Below are 26,457 nucleotides of genomic sequence, written 5' to 3' on the forward strand. Positions count from 1 at the left end.
GTTCGTGTCGTGGACCATGAATTACGCAGCTTTTGAAGATGGTTCATCCGATGAACTCGCGGTCAAGCCACGAGGGATCCCGGTGCGAAGCGCGCGGCAGTTTGCCAGGAATCAACATCGGTGCCGCCGGCGTGAGATTGCAGAACAGGTAGGCCGTTACGCATGCCCGCGGCACCGCTGAGTTCATAGATTTGGTTCAACAACGAAATACAGCGGAACCTAACCCCCCTTGGAGCTGAAATGTTATCCACCCCAAACACAGTGACGGCAGACCGTCACGCCGATGCCTCGGTCCGCTCCGGCCGCACACCGGGCACCCAGGTGCCGCCGCACGCCCCTGTTGTGGGAGGCGGGGTCGGTGCGGCAAAGGGTGCCGGGGCAGCCCTGGGAATTACCCCGGCTTCCCCGGCACCCGTCCTCATCTCCGCGGGCGAGGTCGCGTTCGCAACTGCCGCCGGTGTGCAGCCACGGCCCGCCGACAGGCGCCATTCCTGGATAGTTCTGCTCAGGCAACGGTTGTCACTGCGCACCGGTGCTCGGCGCGAGCCGCGTCGCCACTACCCGCCACTGCGACCCGCCTACATTGAGCGCGCGGCCATGGCCCGTGAGATGGAACGACTATGAACGAACTTCTCATGATCATCGAAGGCGCGGTGCTGATAATGGCCGGCCTCGGAATCCACCGTCTTTCCACATGGCTGGAACGTTGGGACTACGAACGCCACCGCGAGGATTGACTCCCGCACGGCGGGGCCGCGTGATCGGCGAATCGACTCGCCTACCCGCCTGAAGCGGAGAGCTGACAACGTCCCAGACCGTATTCATGCGGCATGGCCTGACGGGTAGGCCGTGGCGCGTGCCGTTGACCCCCGGAGATGGAACGACCGTGAATGAACTCCTCATGGTTTTCAGCATCGCGCTGATAGTGGTCAGCGTCGTCATGAACCGTCTTTCCGCCTGGTTGGAGCGCTGCAACCAAGAACCCCACGGCGAGGAGTGAAGCGGCGCACAATATGTCAAGCTATCCGGTAGCCGCGTTTGACAGCGACTATCTGTCGAGTCTGGGAGGCGAATGTGTCCAGACGTTGGTCCGCATGGGCATCATCTATCGCGGTAGGGATGATCGTCACGGGTGTGGCGTTCTGTTGCACACTGATTGACCGCGGACCGATCGTCGGTGATCTGAGTGCGCAGTTTCCCGCAGGATTGACCAAGCACCCGTGGGCGATCATCGCCGCTGGGATGGTGTTGTTGGGGTGCGCCGCGTTCTACCGCGTCCGTGCGAGTTCGCGATTTGGTTGTCGAATCGCCGGTTTTGTTGTCGCCGCGACAGTTGTCGCTGTGGCAGCGGGCCTGACCGCACATTTTCTTGTGCCGATCAGGTTGCCGAACACCGCGATGGGTACCGCGGCCGCAGCCGCGGCGACCATCATGGTTTGCGCGAGCCTCGTGGCGGCGATCGGGGTGGTCGCCTCCCTGGGAATCATCGCCCGGGGCGCGATGGGCACGTTGCGGTTGTGGGCATGGCATCGAATGCGTGGTGTGTCCCTGCCGCGAATGTTATTGCCTTCCAAGTTCTTCCAGCGCTCGGGCGCCGGTAGTCGCGATGAACCGCGGAAGAAGCCGTGGTGGGAGGTGGTGCTGGCACCACAAGAGCTGCCGGAAGTCCTGGCTACCAACGAGGCGGTCAGGAAATCCGGTGAGACGGTCGACGCTTTGCTCGAGAGACAGCAGAGCTGGCTGCGCGCCTATAACGTGCCCGGGGTCACCGCCGCGCTGAAAGGCCGCATCAAACCGCTTCAGGCGCTGTGCTTATCCGGCGGAGGTGTCCGTTCCGCCTGCGTGGCGATGGGTGCCATGCAAGTCTTTTCCAGGCCGTCGAATGACACCGCCGCCGTGGGATCCATGACCTCCGAACACAGCAGCGCGGCACCGCTGCTGGACGACCTGGACTATGTGATCTCGGTGTCGGGGGGCGGGTATGCGGCCGGCGCACGACTACTGGCGGTACAACCCGAGCCCAGCGATCAGGAAACTGAAGGGGCACAACAAGGTCCGAAACCACCGGAGAGCGTAGTGCCGGTCTCCCAGCGGTTCGAAGATGGGTCGCAGGAGTTTGACCATGTTCGGCGCGGATCGAGCTACATCGCCGACTCGCCATTGGAATTGGTGCGGGCCCTTGGCGAAGTCCTCAAGAACCTGCTGGCCTCCCTGGCGACCATCTTCATCGTGCCAGTCATCGCGGGCTGGGTGCTGGGCTGGCTGCTCGCCCGCATCCCCATCGCCGCGTTCCCGCCGGTGCCGGCCGAGCACCCAGCCGCCGAACCAAACGCCCATGGGGCGCAATACACCGAGATCGAGTTAAAAGAGCACGGCGAGTATTTCGCGTCACTCGTCGGCCAGCCCGCCGCCTATTGGGCGCTGGGATCCCTTGCGGCTGCAGCCGTACTGGTGACCATGACCGCGTTGGTCATCGAGTGGGTCTCGGCCAGCCGACGTGGCGAACGCGTGCGCACATGCGTGTCAGGCCTGGCGCGCGCGATCACCGGATTGGCGCTTGTGGTGTTTACCCTGACGATCGCGGTCCCGGGATTGATGCGGCTCTGCTGGTGGGCTAGCGCCCACCTTCCCGCCAACCCCGGTAGTGCGTTCACCGCGCTGTCGGGCGTTGTGGGACTCAATTACGTCGCAGCCCTGATCGCCATGGTTTGGCGTGACAAGAACAAGCTTGCCAAGAGTGCCGGCGCCCAACCGTCCCCCACACTACTGAAACGCCTTCTGCCGCCGGGAGTCATCTCGCTGCTGTTGGTCGTCGGCACATTGGCCGTGCTCCTGCTGGTGTGGTTGGCTTTGCTGGGTAGCTTCGCGGCCGGTGTCTTCCACTACAACACCAAAAACGTATTCGGAGACCGGCTCAACGAGGTGCCACACGGCGCCTGGTGGGTGATCGGTTTGGTGGTCGCCGCGTCGTTCATCGGCTTCGCGGACGTCACGTCTATGAGCCTGCACCCCTTCTATCGGCGCCGCCTGGCCCGCACCTTCGCGGTGCGCCGGCTACCGCCCGTGGGTGAGAACAACGCGGCCGTGCGCTATCCGGACAACGAACCCACCTGGCTGGACGACTACGGGCGGGTGAGCAAGGGACCGAAATTCGTGTTTGCGTGCTCGGCCACCATCATCGGCCCGGACAAGCCCGCCCCCGGTCTCAACGCCGTGTCCTACGTGCTGAGCGCGGATCTCGTCGGGGGGCCCGAACTCGGCTGGTTAGACACCGGAAAGCTGTTGAGCGCCTCGCCGCCACGTATCCGCCGGGACCTCACCGTCGAGGCGGCGGTCGCGGTGAGCGGCGCGGCCTTCGCCTCCGCGATGGGACGGCAAGACAAGGGCATCGAGAAGCTGCTCGCCATCTCCGGCGCGCGCCTGGGCACCTGGCTACCCAACCCGAATTTCGTGCGCCAACTTTGTCACGACGCCGGCCCCGACCGCTCCGACGATCCGCCCCGGGTATTGCCCCCCAAGTCACTGCCCACCATTCGGGGGGCGGGATACCTGTATCGAGAAATCCTCGGTATCAACAACAAAGATGCCCGATTGGTGCAAATCACGGACGGCGGTCATTACGACAACTCGGGTCTCGTAGAGGCTCTCCGCCGTCGGTGCCGACTGATCATCGTCATCGACGGGGGCGGCGATCCGCCGCCGCTACCGACCGGCCTCACCGACGCGCTCCGGCTGGCGAAATACGAACTCGGCGTTAACATCGCGCTCAAGCGCAAGGGGGCATACTCCCTGGAAAACATCGCGCCAGGGTCCGGCACCCAGTTCGCCAAAGACAATGCGCTGGCGGGCCTGAACCCACGGATCACCCGGGGCGCGGTAGTCAAAGGCGAAATCACGTACCCGGCGGCGGCAGGGCTCATGGTCTGCACCGGCACTCTGATCTTCGTGAAAGCGGTGGTGTCGCAACATTGCCCGTACTGGCTTCTCTCGTATGCGGCGTCCAGTGAAATCTTCCCCCACGATCCGACATCCGACCAATGGTTCAACGAGGGGCAATTCGCCGCCTACACCGAGCTGGGCCGCGTCATCGCCAAGGAAGCGGTCGAGTGCCTCCGAGAATGCACCTCGCCGGCGGCCGGCGGATCGAGTGAGCCACCGGCATCCTGAGTCGTTGGTCAGGCCGGTAACCCTGGCGTCGGACAGCACATCAACAGTCGATACGGCATTGTCCGGTGGCCCGCCCCCGGACCGTGCACTGGGACCACTCCGTGCCGTATCGCGACATGCACGTCGGCGACCTCTGCGATCGGGGCAAGTGGGCTGTTTCGATTGGCTGAGGTCTGGGAATCCGCAGGCGATGAGCTTGCGAAGATTTGCCCATTATCTCGCTGCTGCCGCGGTGGCAGCCGGGGCGTCGATGGTGGGCCTGCCCGCCCCGGCGGCATCCGCCGAGCCATGTCCGGACGTGGAGGTGGTGTTTGCCCGCGGTACCGGCGAGCCACCCGGGGTCGGCGGGGTCGGGCAGGCGTTCGTCGATGCGCTGGGATCACGGGTCGGCGGCAAGTCGGTGGGCGTCTATCCGGTCAACTATGAGGCGAGTGGCGACTTCAACGGAGGTATCGATTTCGCGAGAACCTTCGTGGACGGGATCAGGGACGCCGGCGCTCACCTCGAGTCAACGGCATCGAATTGTCCGAACACCAGAGTGGTGCTCGGTGGGTATTCCCAAGGTGCCGCCGTGGCCGGCTTTGTCACGTCGGCTGCCGTGCCCAAGGAAGTGCCACAGGAGTTCGTGTCCTACGTACCTCAGCCGTTGCCCCCGGCGGTGGCTAATCATGTGGCCGCGGTGGTCCTTTTCGGAACTCCCTCCAACGAGTTCTTGCGCGGCGCCGGCGCGCCGCCCATCACGATCGGCCCGCTGTACGCGGCCAAGACCATCCAGCTGTGCGCCGCCGATGACACGATTTGCAATGGCGCTCCTACGGGGCCGCCCGGCATCGCTCACACCATGTATGCGGCGAACGGCATGACCGATCAGGGCGCGGATTTTGCTGCGAGTCACCTGTAGCCTCTGCGCCACGGGGGTTTCACGTCGCCGATACGGCTGGATCGAAGATGGGGGCGGCGGGTTTTCTTCCGTCGAATCAACCAGACTTTTTAGCGCAGAGATTCAGACAACGGGGTCAACTCGGCGTGGATGGTGCGGCCGTACTTGGACCGCATGACCCGGTGGGCCAACGGCACCAACACGCCGTGCAGGAACGGATACTTCTGCCGCAGCAGACATCTCGCCTTGGAATATTCAGGCCCATCAAGTAGCCGCACCGTGCCAGACAGCGTTGGTCCCGTGGGTTTGCCCGACGCCGTTGCCGCCCCAAATTCGACGTTCGGATTACGCCGGATCCGGCGCACTTTGATCGCCCGCTCGAAACTCCGAAAGTAGGCGCGATCTCCGTCCACCACGATGCTGACCGGGCTGGAGCCTGGGGTGCCGTCCTTACGAAAGGTGGTGAGCGAGATCGTCTTTTGCCGCACGAACGGCACTAACGTCGAATTGGTTGCGGCGCCAACGGCGCCCAACACATAGCCGAGTTGACGAAGCCGCAGCGCGAAGGCCAGAAGCAGTGCCACTGACATGGCACCGAGGATCCATGCTTGCGCGGGTGAACCACCCACGTCGAGATCGATAAAATGGTTCACGGTGTGCACGGTGTTCGCCACGATGAATCCGGCGAGCGCGGTAGCCAACGCGTCGGCCCAGATCAGTGCAAGAAGCAGTGTGACGCCCAGACCGAGCTGGAACGCTCCGACGTCATGCAAGAAGTGCCGATGCGCCTCAAATCCGACGGAATCGGCGAATGAAGTCGGATCCGCCAAGCACCAGATCCCAATCCCAGCGGTAACGATCCCTACACCCGCTGTCACGGCGACTAGGTAGATCCGCGCCGGCGTACTCAAGTGATTCATCATGCTGCCCTTCCGACAAAACCTTCTTCTCGTCCTTGATCGCTAGACGGAATTGGGCGCCGATATGTGACGGCGGCGCGACGGTACCCGTCGCGTCCGTGCGGCAGACAGTCACCAAAGCCCCCTGCCGAACCGCGGGCCGCGCCCCCTATCTCTGACGGATGAACCCGGCGCGCCGGGGCTTGTTTTGCTCGGTCACCTGCGCTTCACGACGGTGGCGCGTCCACCACGTCCGCAAGGTCTCAGCATCGATCGGCGCAGTGGGCTCGTCAAAGGGTGATGGTGCTGTATACATGGCGCCTTCTTCGCTGCAGATTGTAGACGAACGCGTCCACTATTAGCTGTGAGCATACTATGCGTCGCCAAGGGTCGCTATCGTCTACTAAGCGACGAGCCGCAAGTCACATGTTGCTATTGGCCGGCCGGCGGACGGCACTCGTTGGCGCCTGGATCCCACCACCAGCCGTTGTCACACGCGAGCGGTTGGGGTCCGACGCCAAGCGGCCGGCAGACATTGGCCGTCGGGTCCCACCACTGACCGGGGTCGCACGCCAGGGGTTGTGGCCCGACCCCGACCGGTCGGCAGACCTTCCCGGTGGGGTCCCACCACTCGCCGTCGGCGCAGTCGGCCTTGCTGACCGCCGGTGTCACGATCGTCACGGCTGCCATTGATGCGAACGCCACCATGATGGCGGGAACAAGACGGCGAACGAACGTCCTCATTGCGGGCCTCCCCTCGTGGTATGTGCATCATCGAACCGAGCCCGGCGACGGAGGTCAAGACCATTCGCGGCAATCGCGGGCAGTCAGCTCGTCAACGAGTTTCGGTCGCCGAGTCACGAATGCGGTGGGCTCCAAAGCGAGTGTCCGGTTGTGGTCTCGGCGCGAGCTCCAGTGCGACCGCGACGACGGGCTTGGCCCAAGCCGGTGTTGAGGTCAAATCGGACGGCCCGATGATGCGGCCGTGGTCCATGTGCAGCACCAAGACCGGCTTCGGTACCTGCCCGATTTCCGGGTCGGCGGTCGCAGAGTTGTCATATACCCGCAGCTCGGTCAACACCGGTAGGAGTCTGACCAGATTGATCAGGCTGTGTCGGTAGCGCCGGCGGACGTCGGCTTCGGAAATATCGTGCCCGCCGGCGCGGACCCGTTGTCGCACCCGCTCGATACAGGTATCAGCGCTGTCGAGCCCTACATAGAAAACGTGGACCTCGAGCCCACGCTTGGCGGCCTCGGCCAGCAGTCCCGGCATCGTGTTACCGCCGAGTGTGGTCTCAAAGGTGAAATCGAGGCCTTGGTCAATCGCCCGCTGCAGCAGTTTTCGACCCTGTTCCCATGCCGCCGCATTGGCCTCGGCCTGGCCCAATCCGGGGTTGGCCGCGATGATTTCCCGCGCGGCCTCGTCGGGGTTGTAGTACTCACCGCCTTTATCGCGGATCGTCGCCCCGACGACGCTGCTTTTGCCGGCGCCGTTGACGCCCGCCAACACGTGTATCTGCGCCGGTGGCGTTCTCGTGCGAGCCATGGGCCGCGCGGATCAGCGCAGCGGCGCGGTGCGTGCCGCCTTCACCGCGGCGGCGCCCAGTTCCTCCGGCGCGGCGTCGAACGCCGCGGCGACCCCGGCTTTGGCCTTCGGCGTCTGCATGGTGGACAACAGCTCGTCGAAGCGCTCACTGAGATCGTCGAGCGCGGGTGCCGCGGTTGCGGCCAACGCCTCGAATTCGGCGTACGACAACAGCACGGCCCGGGGCGTGTTGTGCTTGGTGATCACCACCGCCCCGCTGACCGCGGCCTCGTCGAACACGGTGCCAAACTCGTTTTTGAGGCGGCTGGCGGTCACCGAGGGGACATCGACAAGCTTGCCGTCGCGGTTGCGGAACGAAACTGTGGACATGGCGGTCCCCTCCTTGGTCTGCATCCCCCACTTTAGCTGTTTTGCCTGTTTTGTGCGAAATAGACATTTTGTTCGTTTCCGGCGGCAGATGTCCCCGCGCGATGCCTCCGACCGGCACACGCGGGGCCACGACGATCAAGAAGCGACGTCGCTGTAGCGTGTCGGCGGTGAACTCCTTCCGGGTGTATTCCTCTGTCGCGCTCGCGGCCACTGTCGCGGCGACCGTTCTGCTGCTCGCTGGTTCGGGTGCGGCAAACGCGGCCGGCTCATGCCCAACCGCAGCACCGCAAAACGGTGGAGCGCCTGACTGGACCCTGGCCGGGACCACGGGCAGCGTCGCGGTCACCGGGTCCACGGATACGGCGGCCCCGCGCGTGACCGTGACGGCACCGTTCAGCGTGACTCAGACCCAGGTGCATACGCTGCGCGCCGGAGATGGGCCGGTGGTCTCGAGCACCGCCAAGGTCACCGTCTGCTACATGGGCGTCAACGGGCGTGACGGGTCGGTGTTCGACAGCAGCTACGAACGCGGCGCCCCCGTCGACTTTCCGCTTACCGGAGTCGTGCCAGGTTTCCAGAAGGCCATTGCGGGACAAAAGGTCGGGTCGACGGTCGCCGTCGCGATGGTCCCCGCGGACGGCTATCCCGAGGGTCAGCCCAGCGCCGGAATCCGGCCGGGCGACACGCTGGTTTTCGCGATCAAGATCCTCAACGCCTCGGGCTAGGCCGCGCCGCCAAATCCCCTGTGCCGTCGATTAAGCGGTCAACGGCGCGAACATCAGCGCGGGATCGATGCCGAGTTGCTGAGCGACGTGCGCGGTGTCCCAATACTCTCGCCAATGAGTGATCGCACCGTCGCGGACCTCGAAAATCGCTGTGACGTGAAATGTGACGGCCACGCCATTCATCGAGTTCACGTCGACGCGTTCGACGATGACGGTGCCGCTGTCCGACACGATCGTGCGGAGTTCGCTCCCCTCGATCATGCCGGTTGACAGCGTGTTGTGCTTCTCGAGTTCTGCGCGCGCCGCCTCGCGTCCCCGAACCACCGGAGACAGCGGAACGTGGAGTTGCCACTCGAAGTCGTCGGCCATGAGCGCGGTCATCGCGTCGATGTTCATGCTTTCGCCGTAAGCGGCATGTATAAAATCGACCACGATCTTCTCGTTTTCGTTCTTGGTCGCAACACTTTTCGCCATCTCGTCTTCCCTCGGGTGTCAATGTGGGGTTCGCTATTTGTCGAACTGTAGATGGCCGCCATTGAATTTGGCGCCATTCCACTGAATGCCAAGTGCCTCGCGACAGCTCAGAGACGGCGCAGCGTGATGATGGTGACATCGTCGTCGGTGCGGGCCGACGGCATCGCCGCCCAGATCTGGGATGCGGGTATGTTCCCCGCGCGAGCGAGGGTCTCGGCCAAGCGATCCAGTCCGTCGTCGATCGCCTCGCCGCGACGTTCCACGAGGCCGTCGGAATACAAGACCAGCCCGTGTCCGGGCTCGACGGTGAACGTGCTGGGCATATAGGTCACGCCTTTGATGCCAATCGGCGGTGAAAGCATGATCGGTGCCGGGACGGCCGGTACCGCCGAGTTCGTCAGGTACGGCATCAAGTGGCCCGCGGACGCGGCCTCCACCTCCCCCGAGCCGAGATCGACGCGCGCGGCGAGGACGGTGGCGAACGCGCCGGGCAGCATGTGCAAACAGAAGTCGTTGAGTTGTTCCAGCGCCTCGGCCGGTGCGGCGCCGGCGAACAACTGCGCGCGCAGGGCGTTGCGTAACGCGGCCATGGTGCCGGCCGCGGCAATACCATGCCCGGCGACGTCGCCGATCAGCACGATCAGCCGGCCGTCTCGGAGTTCGAACGCGTCGTACCAGTCGCCGCCGACGTTATCCCCCGCCGCGGGCTCGTAATGCGCTGACAACTGCCAGTTTTCGAGGGTCGGGATCGACTCGGGCAGCAGGCTGCGCTGTAGCGTCTCGGCCACGCGCAGCGCTCCCCTCGTGCGGCGGTACAGCGATTCGACCAGGTGGCGTCGCAACGCCTCGGCGGATTCGGTCTCGCTCACCGTCCACGGTTCGCTGCGACGGTGGACGATCTCGCGCCACCGATCGAACGATTTGCGTGGGCTAAGCCGCGTCTGGTCGCCCTCGCTGTCCGCGATCGCCTTGTTGTACGGGTCGCCGCCCCAGTCCACCGAGCGCAGCACTTCGCGCCGGAACCAGATGGCGTACTGCCCGTCAGGCAGGTTGAGAGCGAGCGTGCCGGCGGCCAACTGCGGATCGAGGTCGAGTTCGGGTAGCGCGCGAGACAGGCACTCGCTGCTTGCGATCTCGTCGTTCGCCTCACGCGCCCAGGCGGCGACGGCAGACACGACCTCCGGCGGCGGAACCGACCCACGCACCCGAAGGTCGCCCTGGATGTTGACGACGACGCCGTCGGCAATCACGAGATCGAGCAGGTCTGGCGCCCCGAGCAACGCCGCCGACAGCGGCTCGCCGTCGTCAAGCGTGGCGCCGGTGAGCTTGGCCAGCACCGACTGCGCAGCCAGCCGCTTGTGCAGTTGTTCGTCCTCGAACCGGTCGACAAGCCGCAGCGACAGCGTGGAGCCGAGGAACTCGGCCGCCGCGCGGGTGCCGAACGGGGGCAGATGCGGACCGGCGTAGTGGTGGCAGGCGATCAGCCCCCATAGCCGGCCCTGCCGCAGAAGTGAGATCGACATCGATGCGTGCACACCCATGTTTTGCAGATACTCGATATGGATGGGCGAGACGCTGCGCAATGTGGCATAAGTGAGGTCCAGTGGCGTATCGCGTCCGGGGTCGATGCTCGACACCAGTGGTGCGGGCGTGTAGCCGACGTCGGAAATGAGTCGGATCCAGTTCTTTTCGTACAGTGCACGCGCCTGCGCCGGGATGTCGCTGGACGGGTAGTGCAAGCCGAGGAAGGAGTTGAGGTCCTCGCGTTTGGACTCGGCGACGACCTCGCCGTTGTACTCCTCGTCGTAGCGGTACACCATCACCCGGTCGAACCCGGTCAGATCGCGGACGGCACGCGCGGCGGTGGCGTACAACTCGGTCAGCGTGGCGGCCCGGTTCAACAGCTCGACCGCGCCGCGGACCGCCTGATAAGTGTTCGGAAAGGAGAACGGTCGCTGGCCGTAGGCGATCTCGAGCTCCACCAAGATCACACCACCCGGCTCACGGTGCAGGATGGCGTCGAAAGCTCGTGGCTCGCCGGCGACGTCGATCACGAACTCAAGGGGGTTGTTTTGGCGCAGGCTGCCGAAGGTCGACGTCGCCTGCTCGACCCGGGCGGCCTGTTCGGGACCGATCAGCGCCGACAGGTGCCGGCCCAAAATGGCGTCGACGGGGCGGCCGAGCAGGTCGGCCACGTTGGCGCTGACCTGACGCACCTCGAAGGTGTGGTCGCGCACCACCGCGAGCACACCGCGCGGCTGGATGCTGCCCGGGATGTGGATCGGCTCACGCGCACAGTTGTCGAGGTCTATGGGCGTGCCGACCGGGACGAGATCGTCGATCGGCTGATGCACAGGTATCGACGGTGGGATGCGCCGCTCGTCGCTGGTCACGCGGGCAGCCTAATCGGGTCGGTGAGCAGTAGCAGCCAGACTTCCAAAATTCTTGTCAATTCAGCACCAGTATGCATTTCCTGGCCGACCGGCCCGACACTGATTTCTCAACGCGCCCAACATATTTCCCTCTCCGATAGCAGTACTCGGCTTTCAGCTCTGCTGGTGTCGGGAACTATGCGTCGAGCCTAAGGGCTGTCGACTGTTGCAGTAACCGTCGCCGTCGCAAGCACCGATGTAATCTGAGCAGGTCATGTGCTCGATCGCCCTCTCAACAGTCCGCCGGCTGTCGGTTGCGATGAAACAGGGCTCGGCGGCCGAACACGACGCTGCCGAGCAGAGCCCATTCATGTCCGAACTGCTCTCCGGTCGGGTTACCGCGAAGGGCTATTCCGATTGTTTGCTTCGGTTACGCGTGGTGTACACCGCGCTAGAGGACGCCATGCGCGCCCGCCGTGACGACCCCATGGTTGCCGCCGTGTACGACCCAGCGTTGGAGCGTCTGACGGCTATCGATGTCGATCTCCAACATTGGCTGCCCGGCGGCACCCGCGAGGTCAACTCCCCCGCGACGGCGGCCTACGCTGAGCGTCTCGCCTCCCTCACTTGGGGGGGTGCGCTGGTGGCCCACCACTACACCCGCTATCTCGGAGACCTCTCCGGAGGCCGGGGTATCGGCAAAATTCTGAATCGCACGTTTGGTCTTGGCGGCGCTGGGCTTGCATTCTATGAATTCCCGATGCGACCTAAACCGTATAAGGACGCTTATCGGGCTCGCCTTGACGCACTGCGCCCAGGCGCCGGCGAAATCGATCGCATAGTCGGCGAGGTGAAACTCGCCTTCGGTTTGAACCACGCCATGCTCGATGAACTCGCCGACAATGTGCAAGACCGGTACTTGCTCCCCGATCGCGGTCAGACTTGATTGAATCCGCCGTCGGCGGTCACCGTGGATCCGGTGGTGAAGCTGGATAGATCACTCGCCAAAAACACGGCAGCATTGGCGATCTCGATCGGTTCGGCGAAGCGCCCCAACGGGATGGTGGCGATGCGATCGGCGCGGAACTCTTCGATGGACGCATCGGGGTCGGTTTGAACGGCCAGCGCGTTGCTGCCCGGGGTGGCGGTGGATCCGGCGACGATGACGTTGACCCGGATGTTGCGGTCGGCGAGCTCGTTGGCCCAGGCGCGGGCCAGCGACCGCACGGCGGCCTTGGTGGCGGCGTAGATGCTCAGTCCGGTGCGGCCGCGGTCGGCGGTAGTGGAACCCGTCAGGATGATGGAGGCACCGTTGTTGAGCAGCGGCAGCGCCTTCTGCACGGTGTGCACGACTCCCTTGACGTTGGTGGTCAGCAGCGCGTCGAGGTCATCGTCGGTGATCTCCCCCAGTGGCGCCACCCTGGTCGCCCCGGCGTTGGCCATCACGATGTCAAGCCCCTTGCCGGCGGACGCGACCTCGGCGTAGAGCCGGTCCAGGTCATGCGGTATCCCGACGTCGCCGGGTACGGCGGTTGCCCGCGACCCCAATTTGCTTGCCGCGGTGTCGAGTTCGGACTGGCGCCGACCCGTGATGAAGACCCGTTCGGCGCCCTCGGCAAGGAAACGCGCCGCGGTCGCCAACCCGATCCCGGAATTGGCACCGGTGATGACAGCGGTCTTGCGGTCGAGCAACCCCATCGAGTTCTCCTGACGAGTTCCTTTGCAAAGTATGTTATTTGGCCGGTTTTGCCCGCCGCCACAGCAGGACGCCGTGGCGTGGTTTCCCCTTGATGACGACCGGCTCGGCGGGGCTCAGCTCCAGGCGGCCGTCGCCGGTCCGGGCGGCGCGGTATTGCGTCCCGCCGACCCAGTTCGGTAGCAGGCTGACGTCGACGTGGTGGGCGATCACCCCGGTGTCGAGAACGCTGTAAGGGCCGGTGTACGCCAGGTATCCCTTGGCCGCCGCGGCCAATTCGGCGGTGTCGGCTACCTGAAGGTCACCACGGGCAATCGGTGCGCGGTCCGCGCGCATGATCTGGGCGGACATGTATCCGTCGGCGGTGTACATGATGATGCCGCGGGCGTCGGCGCCCAACGGGTAGCGCATATTCGAGCCGTCCAGATCCGAGCTTTGATAGGACTCCAACGTCCAAGCCCCGATGAGGTATTCGCGAAGGTCCTGCGGTGTAAGCGTGGTCATCGGTGGGCCCCTCGGGATTCGATCTGCTGTCGCTACGTGGATGCGTCAGCCGCGTCGCCGACGCCTCGATAATGCCGCGCATCGCCCGTGCTGACACCATCGCCCCCCGAGTGATCATCGGTAGCCGCGCACAACGGCAGCCTCCACCGACCCCGCTGCGGTCAGACTCGTATTGTCTGCAGCATGATCGCCGCTTTGATCTGGTCGCCGTGGTCAGCGCCCAGCCGCTTGCGGGCGGCCCGCGGGTCCGCACGCTAGGCCCGGTACAGGCGCGTGACAACTCTGATACTTGCCCTTGCGGGACTGGCGTTTCTCGACTCGCTCAACGTCCTCAACGTGGGTGTGGTCTCGGCGGTCATCTTCGATAGTCGGCTCAGCCGGCGCTCCCCCTTCCCGGGCGCCTTGAGCTTCGTCGCGGGCGTGTTTGCCGTCACGACCACCTTCGGCGTGTGCACGGTGCTGGGCATCAGCTTCCTCACGCAGTCACTGGATTTTCACGTCACCCCGGCGATTCGATTTCGGGGCGAACTGCTGTTGGGAATCGGGCTGGTCTGCCTGGCCTACTTCCCGTTGACCGCGCAATCGTCGGCTCCCGGCTGGGCCTTGGCGGCGATGCGGCAACGCCCGTGGCTGCTCGGATTCCTCGGGCTGGCGGTGGGAAGCGGACAAGCGCCGACCGCGGTGCCGTATCTCACGGGCTTGGCGATGCTGGCCGCCGTGCATCCACGCCCACCGCTCTGGCCGCTGGTCATCATCGCCTATTGGGCGATCGCTCTGTCACCGCCGTTGGCGATCCTCGCTTTGTCGATGCGACGAACCATGCGTGCCAAGCGGATTCAGCGCAGGATTGTCCGCGCGCTCACCCGCTACGGCCCAATATCGGTGCGGCTCTTGTTTCTCGTATTCGGAGTCGGACTCATCGCCGACGCGCTCGTCAATCACAGTGCGCTCTGGTGAAGCCCAACCAAATCAATCGTTGCGGACGGTAACGGACTTCGGCGCGCCGACCGGACGGCCGGCCCCCTCAGGCCTGGGGCCCCTCCGACGGCGGCCAAGGCGTCCCGGGCGATGCTTCGCCGGGGCTCTCGTAATCGCCCCGAGACAGCGGCACCCACCGCTCGCTGGGTGCGGGCTGCTTCGACGACGGGAAGTCGCGCAGACTGCCGGTCGGCTTGGCGTCCCACTTGGCGAACGTCAACGGTGTCTGCAGCCATGCGTGCAGCAGGTTGTAGGCGGCCTCCAGCGAATCGATGTGGGTGCGCTCCCAGCCATGGCTGCCATCGAGCCCGAAGCCGACGAGAGCGGCGCGAGTGTTCGCCCCCGCCTCGATCGCCGCGGCGGCGTCGGATCGGTAATAGCGAAAGATGTCGCGGGCGAACGGGATTCCCTGCTCCCAAGCGAGCCGGCAGAGTTTGCGGGTCAGGTGGTAGTCGAACGGGCCGTGCATATCGGCCATCGGGATCGTCACGCCGTCCTCGAGCGAGTGCTGGCCCGGCGCGCACACCGCGTTGTCCACCGACACCAACTCGGCGACATCGCCGGGCAGCCCGTGGCTCGCCCCGTGGCCGACCTCCTCGGTGATGGTGACCAGGATTGTGGTGCGGTGCGGCAGCACCACCCTGTTCTCGGAGAAGTTCTTGGCCAGGGCGAGTGCGATCGCGACGCCCGCTTTTCCGTCCAGGTGACGGGAGACGATGAAGCCGTCGGCGGTGAGCTCGGGGCTGGTGATCAAGGCCACGAAATCACCGATCTGCAGGCCGAGACGAAGCAGGTCCTCGCGCGACGACACTTTGCGGTCGATGCGAACCTCGACGTGGTCCCAATCGGTGGGTTGGGTGTCGATCTCGTCGCCGAACGCGTGGCCACTGGACTTGAGCGGCATGACGGTGCCGGTGATGAACTCGTCGGGGTCGTCGATGAAGATGCGCACGCGGGCACCCGCGGCGAACCGGGCCGAGAAGGTGCCGACGGGAACGAGTTCGAGGCGGCCATTGTCCTTGAGGTTGCGGACCATGCAGCCGATGGTGTCCGAGTGGACAACCAGCGCCCGGTCGATCGTCGCCGACTCCCCCGGGAGTTCCGCGGTCAGCGCCCCGCGCCGCGTCAGCGTAAACGGCACGCCGAAGTCGTCGAGGATGTCGCCGATCACCTGCATCACCGCGTCGGTGCGCCCCGACGGACTCGGGGTTTGCAGCAGCGCGAGCAACGTGTCGATCATCCACGCGCGGTCAGCCTCGGCCATGGCCGCGGTCTCGCCCACCTTGTTTCCTCTCGAGTCGTCGGGGAATCGCGTACAACCTACCGTGTGACGCCCCCCGACCGCCCGGCCCGGGCTAATCCGCGCTAGGACGCGGTTTCCATCTCCGAGATCAAATCGGCCAGGGCAAGAAGTCGCTGGGCGTCGCGCACGTGCAAGTTCTCGATCATGCGGCCATCGACCGTGATGACGCTGGTGCCCGCCGCCCGCGCCTCCTTGTAGGCGGACACGACCTTGCGGGCGTCGTCCAGCTCCTTCTGCGAAGGACCGAACAGCTCGTTGGCCGGGGCGATCTGTGACGGGTGGATGAGGGTCTTCCCGTCGAATCCCATTTCGCGGCCGTGCTGCGCCTCGGCCCGGAATCCGCCCTCATCGGTGATGTCGTTGAACACGCCATCCAAGATGATTTTCCCGGCCGCCCTCGCTCCCAACAGGGCCATGCCCAGTGCGGGTACGACGGGCGTGCGCCCGGGGACGTGTAGGCCGTGCAGTTCGTTGACGAGATCATTGGTGCCGACGACCAGCCCGGCCAACCGCTCGCTGCCCGACGCGACCTCCTCGGCCCGCAGAAACGCCCGGGGGGTTTCGATCATCACCCACAGCTGCAACGACTTCGGTGCGCCCAGCGTGTCGAGCGCGTCAGTCAGCGCCTGAACCTGTTGGCCCGTCTCGACTTTCGGCACCAGCACCCCGTCGGCGGCCGATTGCGCCACCGCGGCCAGATCGTCGTCGTGCCAGTCGGTGTCCAACCCGTTGATGCGCACCACGATCTCCCGCGGCCGGTAGCTCTTCGACGAGACCGCCTCGCACACCGTCGCCCGCGATTCGGCTTTCGCATCTGGCCCTACGGCATCTTCGAGGTCGAATATCAGCACGTCCGCCGGCAGCGATTTGCCCTTCTCGAGCGCTCGGGGCTTGTTGCCGGGCAGGTATAGGGCGGACCGGCGCGGGCGCAGGGTCGGTGCCATAACGTGATTCACTTCCTGTCGTCGAGCGTTTGCGGGAATGCGGTCAAGGGCATGCGCTGGGCGCGGGTGACCGTGGCATAGGCAGAAAGTACTCTTCGGTACCGGTGGTGTAGTCGCGGGTGGCGGCCGGGCCAGGCCGGATCGGCCGGTGCGGCAGCCGGATCCCGGAAGGGAAAAAGGGATGTCATCGTTTGATTCGGCACGGACCGAGGGCGATAGCTGGGACCTGGCCTCCAGCGTGGGGGCGACCGCCACGATGGTGGCGGCCTCGCGGGCCTTGGCGTCTCGCGAACCGGACCCGCTGCTTGACGACCGGTTCGCCGAACCGTTGGTGCGCGCGGTCGGACACCCCTTCTTCGTCCGAATGCTGGACGGCCAAATCCCGCTGGACAACGATGACTCGCCGATGACCCTGCAGCAGCGGCGCGAGCAGATGACGGTGCGGACCAGGTTCTTCGACGATTTCTTCCGCGCCGCGACGGCCGCCGGCGCGCGCCAGGCCGTCATCCTGGCCGCCGGGCTCGATGCCCGGGCCTACCGGTTGTCGTGGCCTGCGGGCACCGTGGTTTTCGAGGTCGACCAGCCCGAGGTCATCTCCTTCAAAACCGACACGCTCGCCCAGATCGGCGCGGAACCGACCGCCGAGCGCCGCACCGTCGCTATCGATCTGCGCGATGATTGGCCAACCGCCCTGCGCGACGGCGGTTTTGACACCAACTCGCCCACCGCCTGGATCGCCGAGGGCCTACAGCCCTACCTGCCGCCGGAGGCCCGGGACAGGCTGCTGGACAACGTCACCGCGCTCAGCGCGCCGGGCAGCCGCCTGGCCACCGAGAACATCACCGACATGAGCGTGTTCACCGACGAACGGGCCCGGGCGATGCGCAACAACTGGCGTCAACACGGACTCGACATCGACGTCGCCGAACTCGTCTGGCCCGGGGAGCGCCGTCCGGCCGCCGAGTACCTGGCCGCCACGGGCTGGAACGTCACCCACCACCCCACCGAGCAGGTATATGCCGACTACGGTTTCGTGGTGCCCGACAACGAAATCCTCAAGACATTCCGCCACGCCATCGGTTACCTCAGCGCCGAACTGAGTTGAGCCGGCCCAGCATCACGGCCTGGCGTCGCGCCACCCCCGCTCGAACGGCAACCGCCAGGCATTGGGCGCGATCAACTGGTGAATAGCGTTGGGGCCCCAGGTCCCTGGCTGATACATCTTGGCCGCGGGCGGGTTGGTGAGGAGCTCTTCCGAGCGCTCCCATAGCGATTCGATGCCTTCCGCGGTATTGAACAGGGTGTGGTCGCCGCGCATCGCGTCGAGGATGAGTCGTTCGTAGGCCTCCAGCACATCCACGACCGTCTCGATCTCCTGCGAGGAAAATTGCATGGACAGCTTGTCCAGCTTCATGCCGGGGCCGGGCCGCTTGCCATAGAACGACAGGGACACCTTCGAGTTGTCGGCGAGGTCGAACGTGAGGTGATCGGGACCCTGGGTTCCCACCCCGGATCCGGGCGGGAACATCGTGCGCGGGGCCTCCTTGAACGCGATCGAGATGATGCGAATGCCCTCGGCCATCTTCTTGCCGGTCCGCAGGTAGATGGGCACCCCGGCCCACCTCCAGTTGTCGATGCCGACCTTGAGGGCGATGAACGTCTCGGTGTCGGAATCCCTTGCCACCCCGGCTTCGTCGCGGTAGCCCTGGTACTGACCGCGAACCACATTCGAGGGCTTGACCGGCAACATCGACCGGAACACCTTGTTTTTCTCTTCGCTGATGGCAAACGGTTCGAGCGCCGTCGGCGGCTCCATCACCACGAACGCCATCACCTGGAACAGGTGGGTGACCACCATGTCCTTGTACGCGCCGGTTTCCTCATAGAAACTCGCCCGCTGATCCAGGCCCAGCGCTTCGGGAATATCGATTTGGATGTGGTCGATGAAGTTGCGGTTCCAGATCGGTTCGAACAGACCGTTGGCGAAGCGGAACGCCAAGATGTTCTGGGCGGCCTCCTTGCCCAGGAAGTGGTCGATCCGGAAAATCTGGGATTCCTCGAAGGTTTCGTGCACGAAGTCGTTGAGCGCCACCGCACTGGCCAGATCGGTGCCGAACGGTTTCTCCATCACCACGCGCGAGCGTTCGACGAGTTTCGCGTCGCGCAGCATGGTGATCACCGCGCGCGCCGCCTTGGGCGGCACCGACAGGTAGTGCAGCCGCCGAACGTTGGGGCCCAAGTTGGCTTCGGCCTCGGCCACCGCGGCGGCCAGCGCTTCGGGTCCGACGCCCTGCGGGACGTAGGTGATGAGCTTCGCGAAGTTCGCCCATTGGTCGGGCGTGAGCTTGTGCGTTCCGAAGGAATCGATCGCAGTCTTGGCGAGGTCGCGAAATTCGTCGTCGGTCAAATCTTCCAGCGACGTGGCGACGATTTGAATGTCGGGCGCCAACTCGGATTGGTCCAGGTACGCCAAGCCGGGGATCAGCTTCCGCTTGGCCAGATCCCCCGTCGCCCCGAACAGGACGATGACGTGCGGGTCGAGCCGATCGGCATGCTGACGACGCAGGCGTGCGTCGGGCGCGGGGTACGAGATGGTCTGAGGTTTCGCTGTGGCCACTCCTGCGATACTTCCACCGCCACGGCGCTCTGTCGCCCCTGTTCCCGGCTCCAGGCCCGGTTAGGGATCGCACGATCGGGTATGGGATAGCGGCGGGCTCCCAGCAGCGGGGTTCGCGGCCCCAGCAAGCCGATGGAAGCGACATGACACAACCCGACAAAGACCCACTGAGCCGCGCTCAGGAGCTGGAGAACATCGTCGATCAGCTCGAGCAGAAGGTCGCCGAGGACCGCGAAGCCGAAGACGTCCCCGGCAAGCCCAGCGACCGGGAGCATGCCGCCGTCCGAGGCTCCGGCAACGAGCCGCCGGACTAGCGAGTCATCCACTCGGTAGGTCGATGGCGTGAGCTTTCAGCGTCGCCAGTGTTTCCGGTGCCGGCCATGCGTTGGCGCGGTATCGAACCGGAGTGATCCCCGAGACGGGAAGGATGCCGACCACGTCGACGGCCGTGGCGAACGGCACGGTGAACCTGTCCGACACATGTGAGGGGTCGCCGGCCAGAAACGTCACGTAATCGGTGTGGGGCAGTTCCCAGGCCGGGCCTTCGCCCCACACGGTTGTGGTGCGCCGCCCCCACGGAGTGTCGATCACCTGTGCCTCACCGACGTATTGCGGGAATCGTTCGCGCTCGTAATGTTCCCGCAGATATTCGGTCTGATGTTGGTATTCCCTTGCGGCCAAAAGGCTTCGAGCAGCCAGGCCAAAGCTGCGCAGGGGATGCGGGCCGGCCTGATCGAACGGCACGATCACGGCGCCCTCAATTGTGTAGCCCTGCGGCGAGACCGGCTGTTCGGCCTCGAGGTACAGCTGTTCGGCGGCCTCGAAGAGTTCTGCCACCTGGTCGAGCGCGTCGGTGCCCAGGACCAACGCCCCGTCCCCGGGGAAGAACACCAGGGGCCGCGCACCGCCCGGCACTGCCAGCGAACCCAGCCACCCGGCGGCCACGACCATCGAGTCGACGTAGCTGGCGCCGTCGGCGTCCTTCAACAGGTACTTCTCGCCCGGGGTGAACGTCTGCTGACGCGCGGACAGATTCTCCCGGGCCACCGCGAACGCCTGATCGCCGGTGATGCCCCACGCGCCGGTTTCCGCCGGCGTCACCATGGCCCGCACCGTGGGCAGGTCGACGACGACCATCTCGTTGATGTGGGGGAACACCGGCCGGACCCAGGGCTGCGCCCCGGTGTTGACGAGGTGATTGGCGTAGCTTTGCGGCCGCAGCACCGGCCTCAGCAGGGGTTGGGCTTCGGCCCAGTTCAGCGGCGGTGTCGACGATTGGTCGCTTGCCATGTCCACGGTGCGTGCTTCCTGCTCATGATCAGGGAACACGCAGGATACACCGTGCGCCGGGCAATACAAGTCACCTACTTTTCGGCTCTTTTTCCACCAGCCGGCGGCCCGAACCAGGTGCTCAGGGCGTTGCGCAGCGCCGGGTCTGCTCCCCCGCCGGCCCAAGCGACATACCCGTCCGGCCGAACCAACACCGCGTCCGGCGCGCTCACCGCACCCAGTACCGGAAGTTCCCAATCTCCATCGTGTTTCGCGTCGTGTTTCGCGTCGACGACCCGCACCCGTTCCGCCCAGGAGGCGATGTCGATGCCCCCAGCCTCGCCGAAATTGAGCAGCACGGGCCGGCCGCCGCGCAGCAGGGTGAACACCCGCACCGAGCCGTCAACGGTGATCAGGTCCAGATCGGGCATCCGGCGCCCCAGCAGCGGGTGCCCGTCCCCGAGGTCGTACCGGATGCCCAAGCCGGACATCGTCGCGGCGAACCGTTTCCGGGGCTCATCCATGCCCAGCAGCTCGCACATGATGTCGCGCGCGGCCTCGCTGCCGTCGTCGGAGCGGAGAAGAGCCAGCTGGGCGATCGAGTTGCGCAGCACCCGCTGGGCAATCGGGTGCCGTTCGGTGTGGTAGGTGTCGAGGAGGCTGTCGGGCGACGTCTTGTCGACCACTTGGGCCAGCTTCCACCCCAGATTCACCGCATGCTGGACACCGGTGTTGAGCCCCTGCCCGCCCACCGGATGATGGACATGCGCGGCGTCACCCGCCACCAGCACCCGCCTGTCGCGATAGGACGCGGCCTGCCGAGCGGCATCGGTGAACCGGGAAACCCAACGGGGACTGTGGATTCCGTAATCCGTCCCGTAGACCGAGACGAGCGCGCGGCTCAAATCCCGCAACGTGGGTTTTCCTGCGGTCCGAAGGCGCTGTTCGGTGACCATGATCCGCGCCGGCCCGCCCTCGGTGGCGGACAAGGCGTGGACGCCAAGCGCGTCCCGGCGGATACCCCATGGCGGCGGTTGGTCATCTTCGTAGTCCATGTCTGCCTCGGCGAGCAGATAGCTTGTCGTGGCGTCCCACCCCGGAAATTCGATGCCGGCCGCTTTGCGCACCGTGCTGCGTCCGCCGTCGCACCCGACGAGATACCCCGCACGCATCACCCGGCCATCGGACAGACGGACGTCGACGCCACTGCCGTCTTGGGTGAGCGCGACCACCTCTCGGCCGCGATAGATTCGCACGCCGAGCTCGCGGATCCACTCGCCCAGAATGCGTTCGATCTGGTTCTGCCACAGCGCCAGTCCGTACGGGTGGCGGGTGGGAAAGTCGCTGATGTCCAGCCGAATCTGGGCGAACCCCGCGACCTGCGCCACCTGCCCCTGGGACAAGAACCGGTCGGCGATGCCGCGCTGATCGAGAACTTCGATGGTGCGGGCGTGCAGACCGCCGGCGCGCGAACCGATCAGGTCCTGGTTGGCGCGCCGCTCGATGATGGCGACGTCGACTCCCGCCAAACCCAATTCGCCGGCCAGCATTAGCCCCGTCGGGCCGCCGCCCGCGATGAGCACCTCGTGCTCGACCTCACCGCACGACTCCTCTGACCACCGCGAAACATCCACTCCGCCACCCCCGAGCTCTCCGAATTTCGGTTTCGGACAGCGATTTTGCGTCACCACCCTGGCCTTGCGGCAAGCCCCCCTCTGCGCTATAGGTTGAAAGTGGCGGGGAAAAACATTCAGGAACGGGCGCGCACGGCCTCGATGGCGCGGTAGATCCGCTGCTCGCTGACCGGGCGTGGCGTGCCGAGCTGTTGGGCCCACAGGCTCACCCTGAGTTCCTCGATCTGCCGGGCGATATCGTGGACGTCGGCGACCGTCTTCACCGCGGGTGGCAGCCCCCCGAGCAGTTCGTCGTAGGCGTCCTGCACGGCGTGCACGCGATCCATCCGCTCCCGGTCGGCCTGAGCGCCGTGCGCCAGCCCGTCCAGGCGGCGACGGATCGCGAGCAGGTAGCGGGTGAGATCGGCGAGGTGCGCGCGCCCAGTGGCGGTGACGAAGCCGGGTGGCATGAGCCGGTCCAGCTGGGCGCGCACATCGGCGATCGCGTCGGCCTGCGCCGGCGACGGCGTGGCAGGCAACAGCAGCTGCACCTCCTGGGCGGCGGCCAGCACATTTTCGACCCGGCCCACGATGTCGATGGTGGTGGGCGCCAAGGCTTTTCCCAGCCGCTCCTGCAGCGCCACGAACTCGCCTCGTGTCCACACCGGCGCTGGTATCAGCGCGTCGGCCGCGGCGTCGGCGCAGTCCTCCAGCAGCGCGGACAGGTCACCGTCCGGGTTGGCGCCCAGTGTCAGGCGGGTGCGTGGATCAAGTTGACGCCCAATAGCTTTCACCGGCGACGCGACACCGAGGCGCACCAGTCGCCGGATCCCACGTCCCATCGCGCGGTTTTGTTCGTCCGAGGTTGCGAACACGCGTAGGTCGACGGCGCCGCCGGTGTCGACGAAGGCGGGAAAGCCCCGCACGGTTCGTCCCTCGACCGCGCGTTCGATGACGCGCGGCAGTTGGTCGAGGTCGTCGGGCCAGCCGCGCAATCCCGCGCGTTCCAGCTCGCCCGCGACCGCGTGGGCGACCGCTTGGCGGGCCGGCGTCGTGAGTCGTTCCTGCAGTACCCGCAGATCCTTGCCGCGGGCAACCTCGTCACCGTCGGCGGACTCCACCGCGAACGTCACCCGCAGGTGCGCCGGCAACTTGGCCAGATCGAACGCGTCGACGGGCACCAAAACGCCGGTGCGACGGCGCAGTTCGCGCTGCAACGCCGGCAGCAACGGCTCGCCGGCCGGGTCGATCGCGGCCAACACCGCGCGGGCCGCGTCGGGGACGGGAACGAAGTTGCGGCGCAGGTCTTTCGGCAGTGCGCGGATGAGCGCGGTGACCAGCTCCTCGCGCAGCGCCGGCACCTGCCACGCGAACTCGTCACCCCCCAGACGCGCGAGCACATCGATCGGTACGTGCACCGTAACCCCGTCGTCGGCGGCACCCGGCTCGAACCGGTAGGTCAGGGGCAGCGCGGCATCGCCCGTCCGCCAGGTGGTGGGCCGATCGGCGTCGGCAGAAGTCTCGATGGCGCGCAGCAGGTCCGCCCGATTGAAGGTCAGCAGGTCGGGGGTCTTGTGGCGCTGCCGTTTCCACCACGCATCGAAATGCCGCGCCGAGACCACGTCGGCGGGGATGCGGGCGTCGTAGAGCAGGTAGACGTCGTCGTCGCCGACCAACAGATCGCGGCGGCGGGCACGTTCCTCGAGCTCTTCGAGTTCGGCCCGCAGCCGGGCGTTGTCGCGGAAGAAGTGATGACGGGTCTGCCACTCCCCTTCGACCAGCGCGTGCCGGATGAACAGTTCCCGGGCCACCACCGGCTCGATGCGGGCGTACCCGACGCGGCGGCGCGCCACCAGCGGCAGGCCATACAGCGTCACCCGCTCGTAGGCCATCACCTCGCCGCGCAGGGCGTCCCAATGCGGCTCGCTGTAGGTGCGCTGCACCAGGTCGCCGGCCACCCGTTCGACGGCCTCCGGCTGGATCCGCGCGCCCGTCCGCCCGTACAGCCGGCTGGTCTCGACCAGCTCCGCCACGACGACCCAGCGCGGCGGCCGTTTGGCGAGCGCCGAGCCGGGCGCCAACACGAAGTTCGCGTTACGCGCGCCCAGGTACTCGCGCGTGTCCTCGCGTCGCATGCCCACATGCGACAGCAACCCGGCGAGCAGCGCAGCGTGTACGCGGGCCGGATCGGCCGGCTCGTCGGATTCGGTGTGTTCAGCGATGCCCAGGTCGCGGGAGATGCTGCGCAGCTGCCCGACCAGGTCCTGCCACTCGCGGATGCGCAGATAGTGCAGGAATTCAGAGCGGCATATCCGTCGAAACGCGCTGCCGGATAAGGACTTCCGCTGCTCGCGGAGATAGCGCCACAGGTTGAGGTACGACATGAAGTCGGAGTGCTCGTCGGTGAAACGGGCATGCTTTTCGCGGGCGGCCTCCTCGCGGTCGCGCGGCCGTTCCCGCGGGTCCGGGATGGTGAGCGCCGCGGCCAGCACCAGCGTCTCCCGCACGCACCCTTCGGTCTCGGACTGCAGGATCATCCGGCCCAGCCTCGGGTCGACGGGCAGCCGGGCCAGGCGGCGGCCGAGTTCGGTGATCGCGCCCTGCGCGTCGAACGCGCCGAGCTCCTGCAGCAGCTGCACGCCGTCACGGATGCTGCGCCGGTCCGGCGGATCGAGAAAGGGGAACTCATCGATGTCGCCGAGCCGCAGCGCCGCCATCTGCAGCAGCACGGCAGCGAGGCTGGTCCGCAGGATCTCGGGCTCGGTGTAGCGCGGCCGGGCCGTGAAGTCCTCCTCGGAGTACAGCCGGATGCACACGCCGGGCGCGACGCGGCCGCATCGGCCGGCCCGCTGCGCGGCCGAGGCCTGTGAGATGGGCTCGATCGGCAAACGCTGCACCTTCAAACGGCGGCTGTAGCGTGAAATCCGGGCGTTGCCCGGGTCGATGACGTAACGGATCCCCGGCACGGTCAACGACGTCTCGGCGACGTTGGTCGCCAGCACGACCCGGCGCCCGGTGTGCGGCGCGAACACCTTTTGTTGCTCGGCGGTGGGTAGCCGGGCATACAGCGGAAGCACCTCGGTGTGTTCGAGACCGGTCAAAGCTTCTGCGGTGTCGCGGATCTCGCGCTCACCCGAGAGGAAGACGAGGACGTCCCCGGGCGGCTCGGCCTCGAGTTCGGCGACGGCGTCGATGATCGCCTCGATCTCGTCGCGGGTCTCGGTGCGCACGATTTCGTGGTCCGGGTCGTCGGGATCGCCGGAATCCTGTTGGGACCTCGGCTGCACGGCGACTTCCAGCGGTCGGTAGCGGACCTCGACCGGATAGGTCCGCCCGGACACCTCGATGATCGGCGCGCTCTCGAAGTGCGCGGCGAAGCGCTGCGGCTCGATGGTCGCCGACGTGATGATCACCTTCAGGTCGGGCCGGCGCGGCAGCAACTCGCGCAGATAGCCGAGCAGGAAATCGATGTTCAGACTGCGCTCATGGGCCTCGTCGAGGATCAGGGTGTCGTAGCGCAACAGGCGTCGGTCGCGCTGGATCTCGGCGAGCAGGATGCCGTCGGTCATCAGCTTGATCAGGGTGCGGTCGCTGACCCGGTCGGTGAACCGCACCGTATAGCCCACGGTCTCGCCGAGCGGGCCGCCCAGCTCGTCGGCGATGCGCTGCGCGACAGTGCGCGCGGCCAGCCGGCGGGGTTGGGTGTGCCCGATGGTGCCGCGGATGCCACGGCCCGCCTCCAGACAGATTTTGGGCAGCTGGGTGGTTTTGCCCGACCCGGTCTCCCCGGCGATCACCACCACCTGATTCGCGCGGATCGCGTCGGCGATTTCCTGCCGCCGTTCGCTGACCGGCAGGTCCGGATAGGTGATCGCCGGGACGGCGGCCCGCCGGGCCGCGACGATCGGCTGCGCCGCCGCGACCTCGTCGGCGAGCCGTCGCAGCTTTTCGGGCGTGGCGGCGCGGAGGTTCTTCAGGCGTCTGCCGATGCGGGCGGCGTCGCGCAAGGTCAGGCCGTCGAGCTGGTTGCGCAACTGCGCTGCAGACGGTTCGGCCACCCCGCACAGAATAGGCACCCCCGCGGGCAGCGCCTCACGCACC

Annotated in this window: 21 protein-coding genes; 7 read left to right on the forward strand and 14 right to left on the reverse strand. The window is 66.1% G+C overall.

Annotated elements, in window-relative coordinates; all coding sequences use genetic code 11:
- Positions 1–1,341: 1,341 nt before the first annotated feature.
- Both A5775_RS18895 and A5775_RS18900 read left to right on the forward strand, forming a co-directional pair.
- Positions 1,342–4,167, forward strand: a complete 2,826-nt coding sequence (locus A5775_RS18895; RefSeq protein ID WP_156660772.1) for a hypothetical protein — start codon at positions 1,342–1,344, stop codon at positions 4,165–4,167.
- A gap of 190 nt (positions 4,168–4,357) precedes the next feature.
- A complete protein-coding gene (locus tag A5775_RS18900) occupies positions 4,358–5,068 on the forward strand; it encodes a cutinase family protein (protein WP_067255725.1) in 711 nt (236 codons plus the stop codon).
- An 89-nt stretch (positions 5,069–5,157) separates the two neighbouring features.
- On the opposite strand, the gene A5775_RS18905 is transcribed toward A5775_RS18900, so the two are convergent.
- The 4 genes from A5775_RS18905 to A5775_RS18920 form a co-directional block, all read right to left on the reverse strand.
- Positions 5,158–5,970, reverse strand: a complete 813-nt coding sequence (locus A5775_RS18905) for a PPOX class F420-dependent oxidoreductase (protein WP_067255727.1) — start codon at positions 5,968–5,970, stop codon at positions 5,158–5,160.
- A 408-nt stretch (positions 5,971–6,378) separates the two neighbouring features.
- Positions 6,379–6,690, reverse strand: a complete 312-nt coding sequence (locus tag A5775_RS18910; RefSeq protein WP_067255730.1) for a hypothetical protein — start codon at positions 6,688–6,690, stop codon at positions 6,379–6,381.
- 91 nt (positions 6,691–6,781) lie between these two features.
- Positions 6,782–7,492: a zeta toxin family protein gene (locus A5775_RS18915; protein ID WP_231995214.1), complete on the reverse strand. Its 711-nt coding sequence runs from the start codon at positions 7,490–7,492 to the stop codon at positions 6,782–6,784.
- Between the two features lie 12 nt (positions 7,493–7,504).
- On the reverse strand, positions 7,505–7,861 hold the full coding sequence (locus tag A5775_RS18920; RefSeq protein ID WP_067255895.1) for a type II toxin-antitoxin system prevent-host-death family antitoxin: 357 nt from the start codon (positions 7,859–7,861) through the stop codon (positions 7,505–7,507).
- A gap of 167 nt (positions 7,862–8,028) precedes the next feature.
- Between A5775_RS18920 and A5775_RS18925 the strand changes: the two genes are divergently transcribed.
- The gene (locus tag A5775_RS18925; RefSeq protein ID WP_231995215.1) at positions 8,029–8,586 is read left to right on the forward strand and encodes an FKBP-type peptidyl-prolyl cis-trans isomerase; all 558 of its coding nucleotides are present in this window, start codon (positions 8,029–8,031) and stop codon (positions 8,584–8,586) included.
- A 30-nt stretch (positions 8,587–8,616) separates the two neighbouring features.
- Here the strand turns inward: A5775_RS18925 and A5775_RS18930 are convergent, their stop codons facing one another.
- Together A5775_RS18930 and A5775_RS18935 are read right to left on the reverse strand one after the other, a co-directional pair.
- A complete protein-coding gene (locus A5775_RS18930; RefSeq protein WP_067255732.1) occupies positions 8,617–9,060 on the reverse strand; it encodes a limonene-1,2-epoxide hydrolase family protein in 444 nt (147 codons plus the stop codon).
- A gap of 107 nt (positions 9,061–9,167) precedes the next feature.
- A complete protein-coding gene (locus A5775_RS18935) occupies positions 9,168–11,453 on the reverse strand; it encodes a SpoIIE family protein phosphatase (RefSeq protein WP_197512727.1) in 2,286 nt (761 codons plus the stop codon).
- A 253-nt stretch (positions 11,454–11,706) separates the two neighbouring features.
- On the opposite strand from A5775_RS18935, the gene A5775_RS18940 reads away from it, so the two are divergent.
- Positions 11,707–12,378 (forward strand): heme oxygenase (biliverdin-producing), encoded by a 672-nt coding sequence (locus A5775_RS18940; RefSeq protein ID WP_067255734.1) that lies wholly within the window; start codon positions 11,707–11,709, stop codon positions 12,376–12,378.
- Here A5775_RS18940 and A5775_RS18945 read toward each other — a convergent pair.
- Complete coding sequence (locus A5775_RS18945; RefSeq protein WP_067255737.1) at positions 12,369–13,130, reverse strand: SDR family NAD(P)-dependent oxidoreductase; 762 nt, start codon at positions 13,128–13,130, stop codon at positions 12,369–12,371. The two genes, A5775_RS18940 and A5775_RS18945, sit on opposite strands and share 10 nt — an antisense overlap.
- 34 nt (positions 13,131–13,164) lie before the next feature.
- Positions 13,165–13,632 carry a lipocalin-like domain-containing protein gene (locus A5775_RS18950; protein WP_067255740.1) on the reverse strand — a complete coding sequence of 156 codons (468 nt, stop codon included), beginning with the start codon at positions 13,630–13,632 and terminating at the stop codon, positions 13,165–13,167.
- Between the two features lie 273 nt (positions 13,633–13,905).
- Between A5775_RS18950 and A5775_RS18955 the strand changes: the two genes are divergently transcribed.
- Positions 13,906–14,589, forward strand: coding sequence for a GAP family protein (locus tag A5775_RS18955; protein WP_067255742.1), 684 nt, complete (start codon positions 13,906–13,908; stop codon positions 14,587–14,589).
- 67 nt (positions 14,590–14,656) lie between these two features.
- Here A5775_RS18955 and A5775_RS18960 read toward each other — a convergent pair whose 3' ends face one another.
- Both A5775_RS18960 and A5775_RS18965 read right to left on the reverse strand, forming a co-directional pair.
- Positions 14,657–15,892 (reverse strand): osmoprotectant NAGGN system M42 family peptidase, encoded by a 1,236-nt coding sequence (locus A5775_RS18960; protein ID WP_067255745.1) that lies wholly within the window; start codon positions 15,890–15,892, stop codon positions 14,657–14,659.
- An 83-nt stretch (positions 15,893–15,975) separates the two neighbouring features.
- Positions 15,976–16,857, reverse strand: coding sequence for a CoA ester lyase (locus tag A5775_RS18965; protein WP_067255747.1), 882 nt, complete (start codon positions 16,855–16,857; stop codon positions 15,976–15,978).
- 181 nt (positions 16,858–17,038) lie between these two features.
- On the opposite strand from A5775_RS18965, the gene A5775_RS18970 reads away from it, so the two are divergent.
- Positions 17,039–17,962 (forward strand): class I SAM-dependent methyltransferase, encoded by a 924-nt coding sequence (locus tag A5775_RS18970; protein WP_067255750.1) that lies wholly within the window; start codon positions 17,039–17,041, stop codon positions 17,960–17,962.
- 12 nt (positions 17,963–17,974) lie between these two features.
- Here the strand turns inward: A5775_RS18970 and zwf are convergent, their stop codons facing one another.
- Positions 17,975–19,474, reverse strand: coding sequence for a glucose-6-phosphate dehydrogenase (zwf, locus tag A5775_RS18975; RefSeq protein WP_067255752.1), 1,500 nt, complete (start codon positions 19,472–19,474; stop codon positions 17,975–17,977).
- Positions 19,475–19,617: 143 nt separating this feature from the next.
- Here zwf and A5775_RS25705 point away from each other — a divergent pair, with 143 nt between their 5' ends.
- On the forward strand, positions 19,618–19,788 hold the full coding sequence (locus A5775_RS25705) for a hypothetical protein (protein WP_197512729.1): 171 nt from the start codon (positions 19,618–19,620) through the stop codon (positions 19,786–19,788).
- A gap of 4 nt (positions 19,789–19,792) precedes the next feature.
- Here A5775_RS25705 and A5775_RS18980 read toward each other — a convergent pair whose 3' ends face one another.
- The 3 genes from A5775_RS18980 to hrpA all read right to left on the reverse strand — a co-directional run bounded on the left by A5775_RS18980 (position 19,793) and on the right by hrpA (position 26,414).
- On the reverse strand, positions 19,793–20,770 hold the full coding sequence (locus A5775_RS18980; protein WP_067255903.1) for a hypothetical protein: 978 nt from the start codon (positions 20,768–20,770) through the stop codon (positions 19,793–19,795).
- A 68-nt stretch (positions 20,771–20,838) separates the two neighbouring features.
- A complete protein-coding gene (locus A5775_RS18985; RefSeq protein WP_304441528.1) occupies positions 20,839–22,377 on the reverse strand; it encodes an FAD-dependent monooxygenase in 1,539 nt (512 codons plus the stop codon).
- A 116-nt stretch (positions 22,378–22,493) separates the two neighbouring features.
- A complete protein-coding gene (gene hrpA / locus A5775_RS18990) occupies positions 22,494–26,414 on the reverse strand; it encodes an ATP-dependent RNA helicase HrpA (RefSeq protein WP_067255908.1) in 3,921 nt (1,306 codons plus the stop codon).
- Positions 26,415–26,457: the final 43 nt, after the last annotated feature.

This window comes from Mycobacterium sp. 852002-10029_SCH5224772 (assembly GCF_001667315.1).
Classification (GTDB): domain Bacteria; phylum Actinomycetota; class Actinomycetes; order Mycobacteriales; family Mycobacteriaceae; genus Mycobacterium.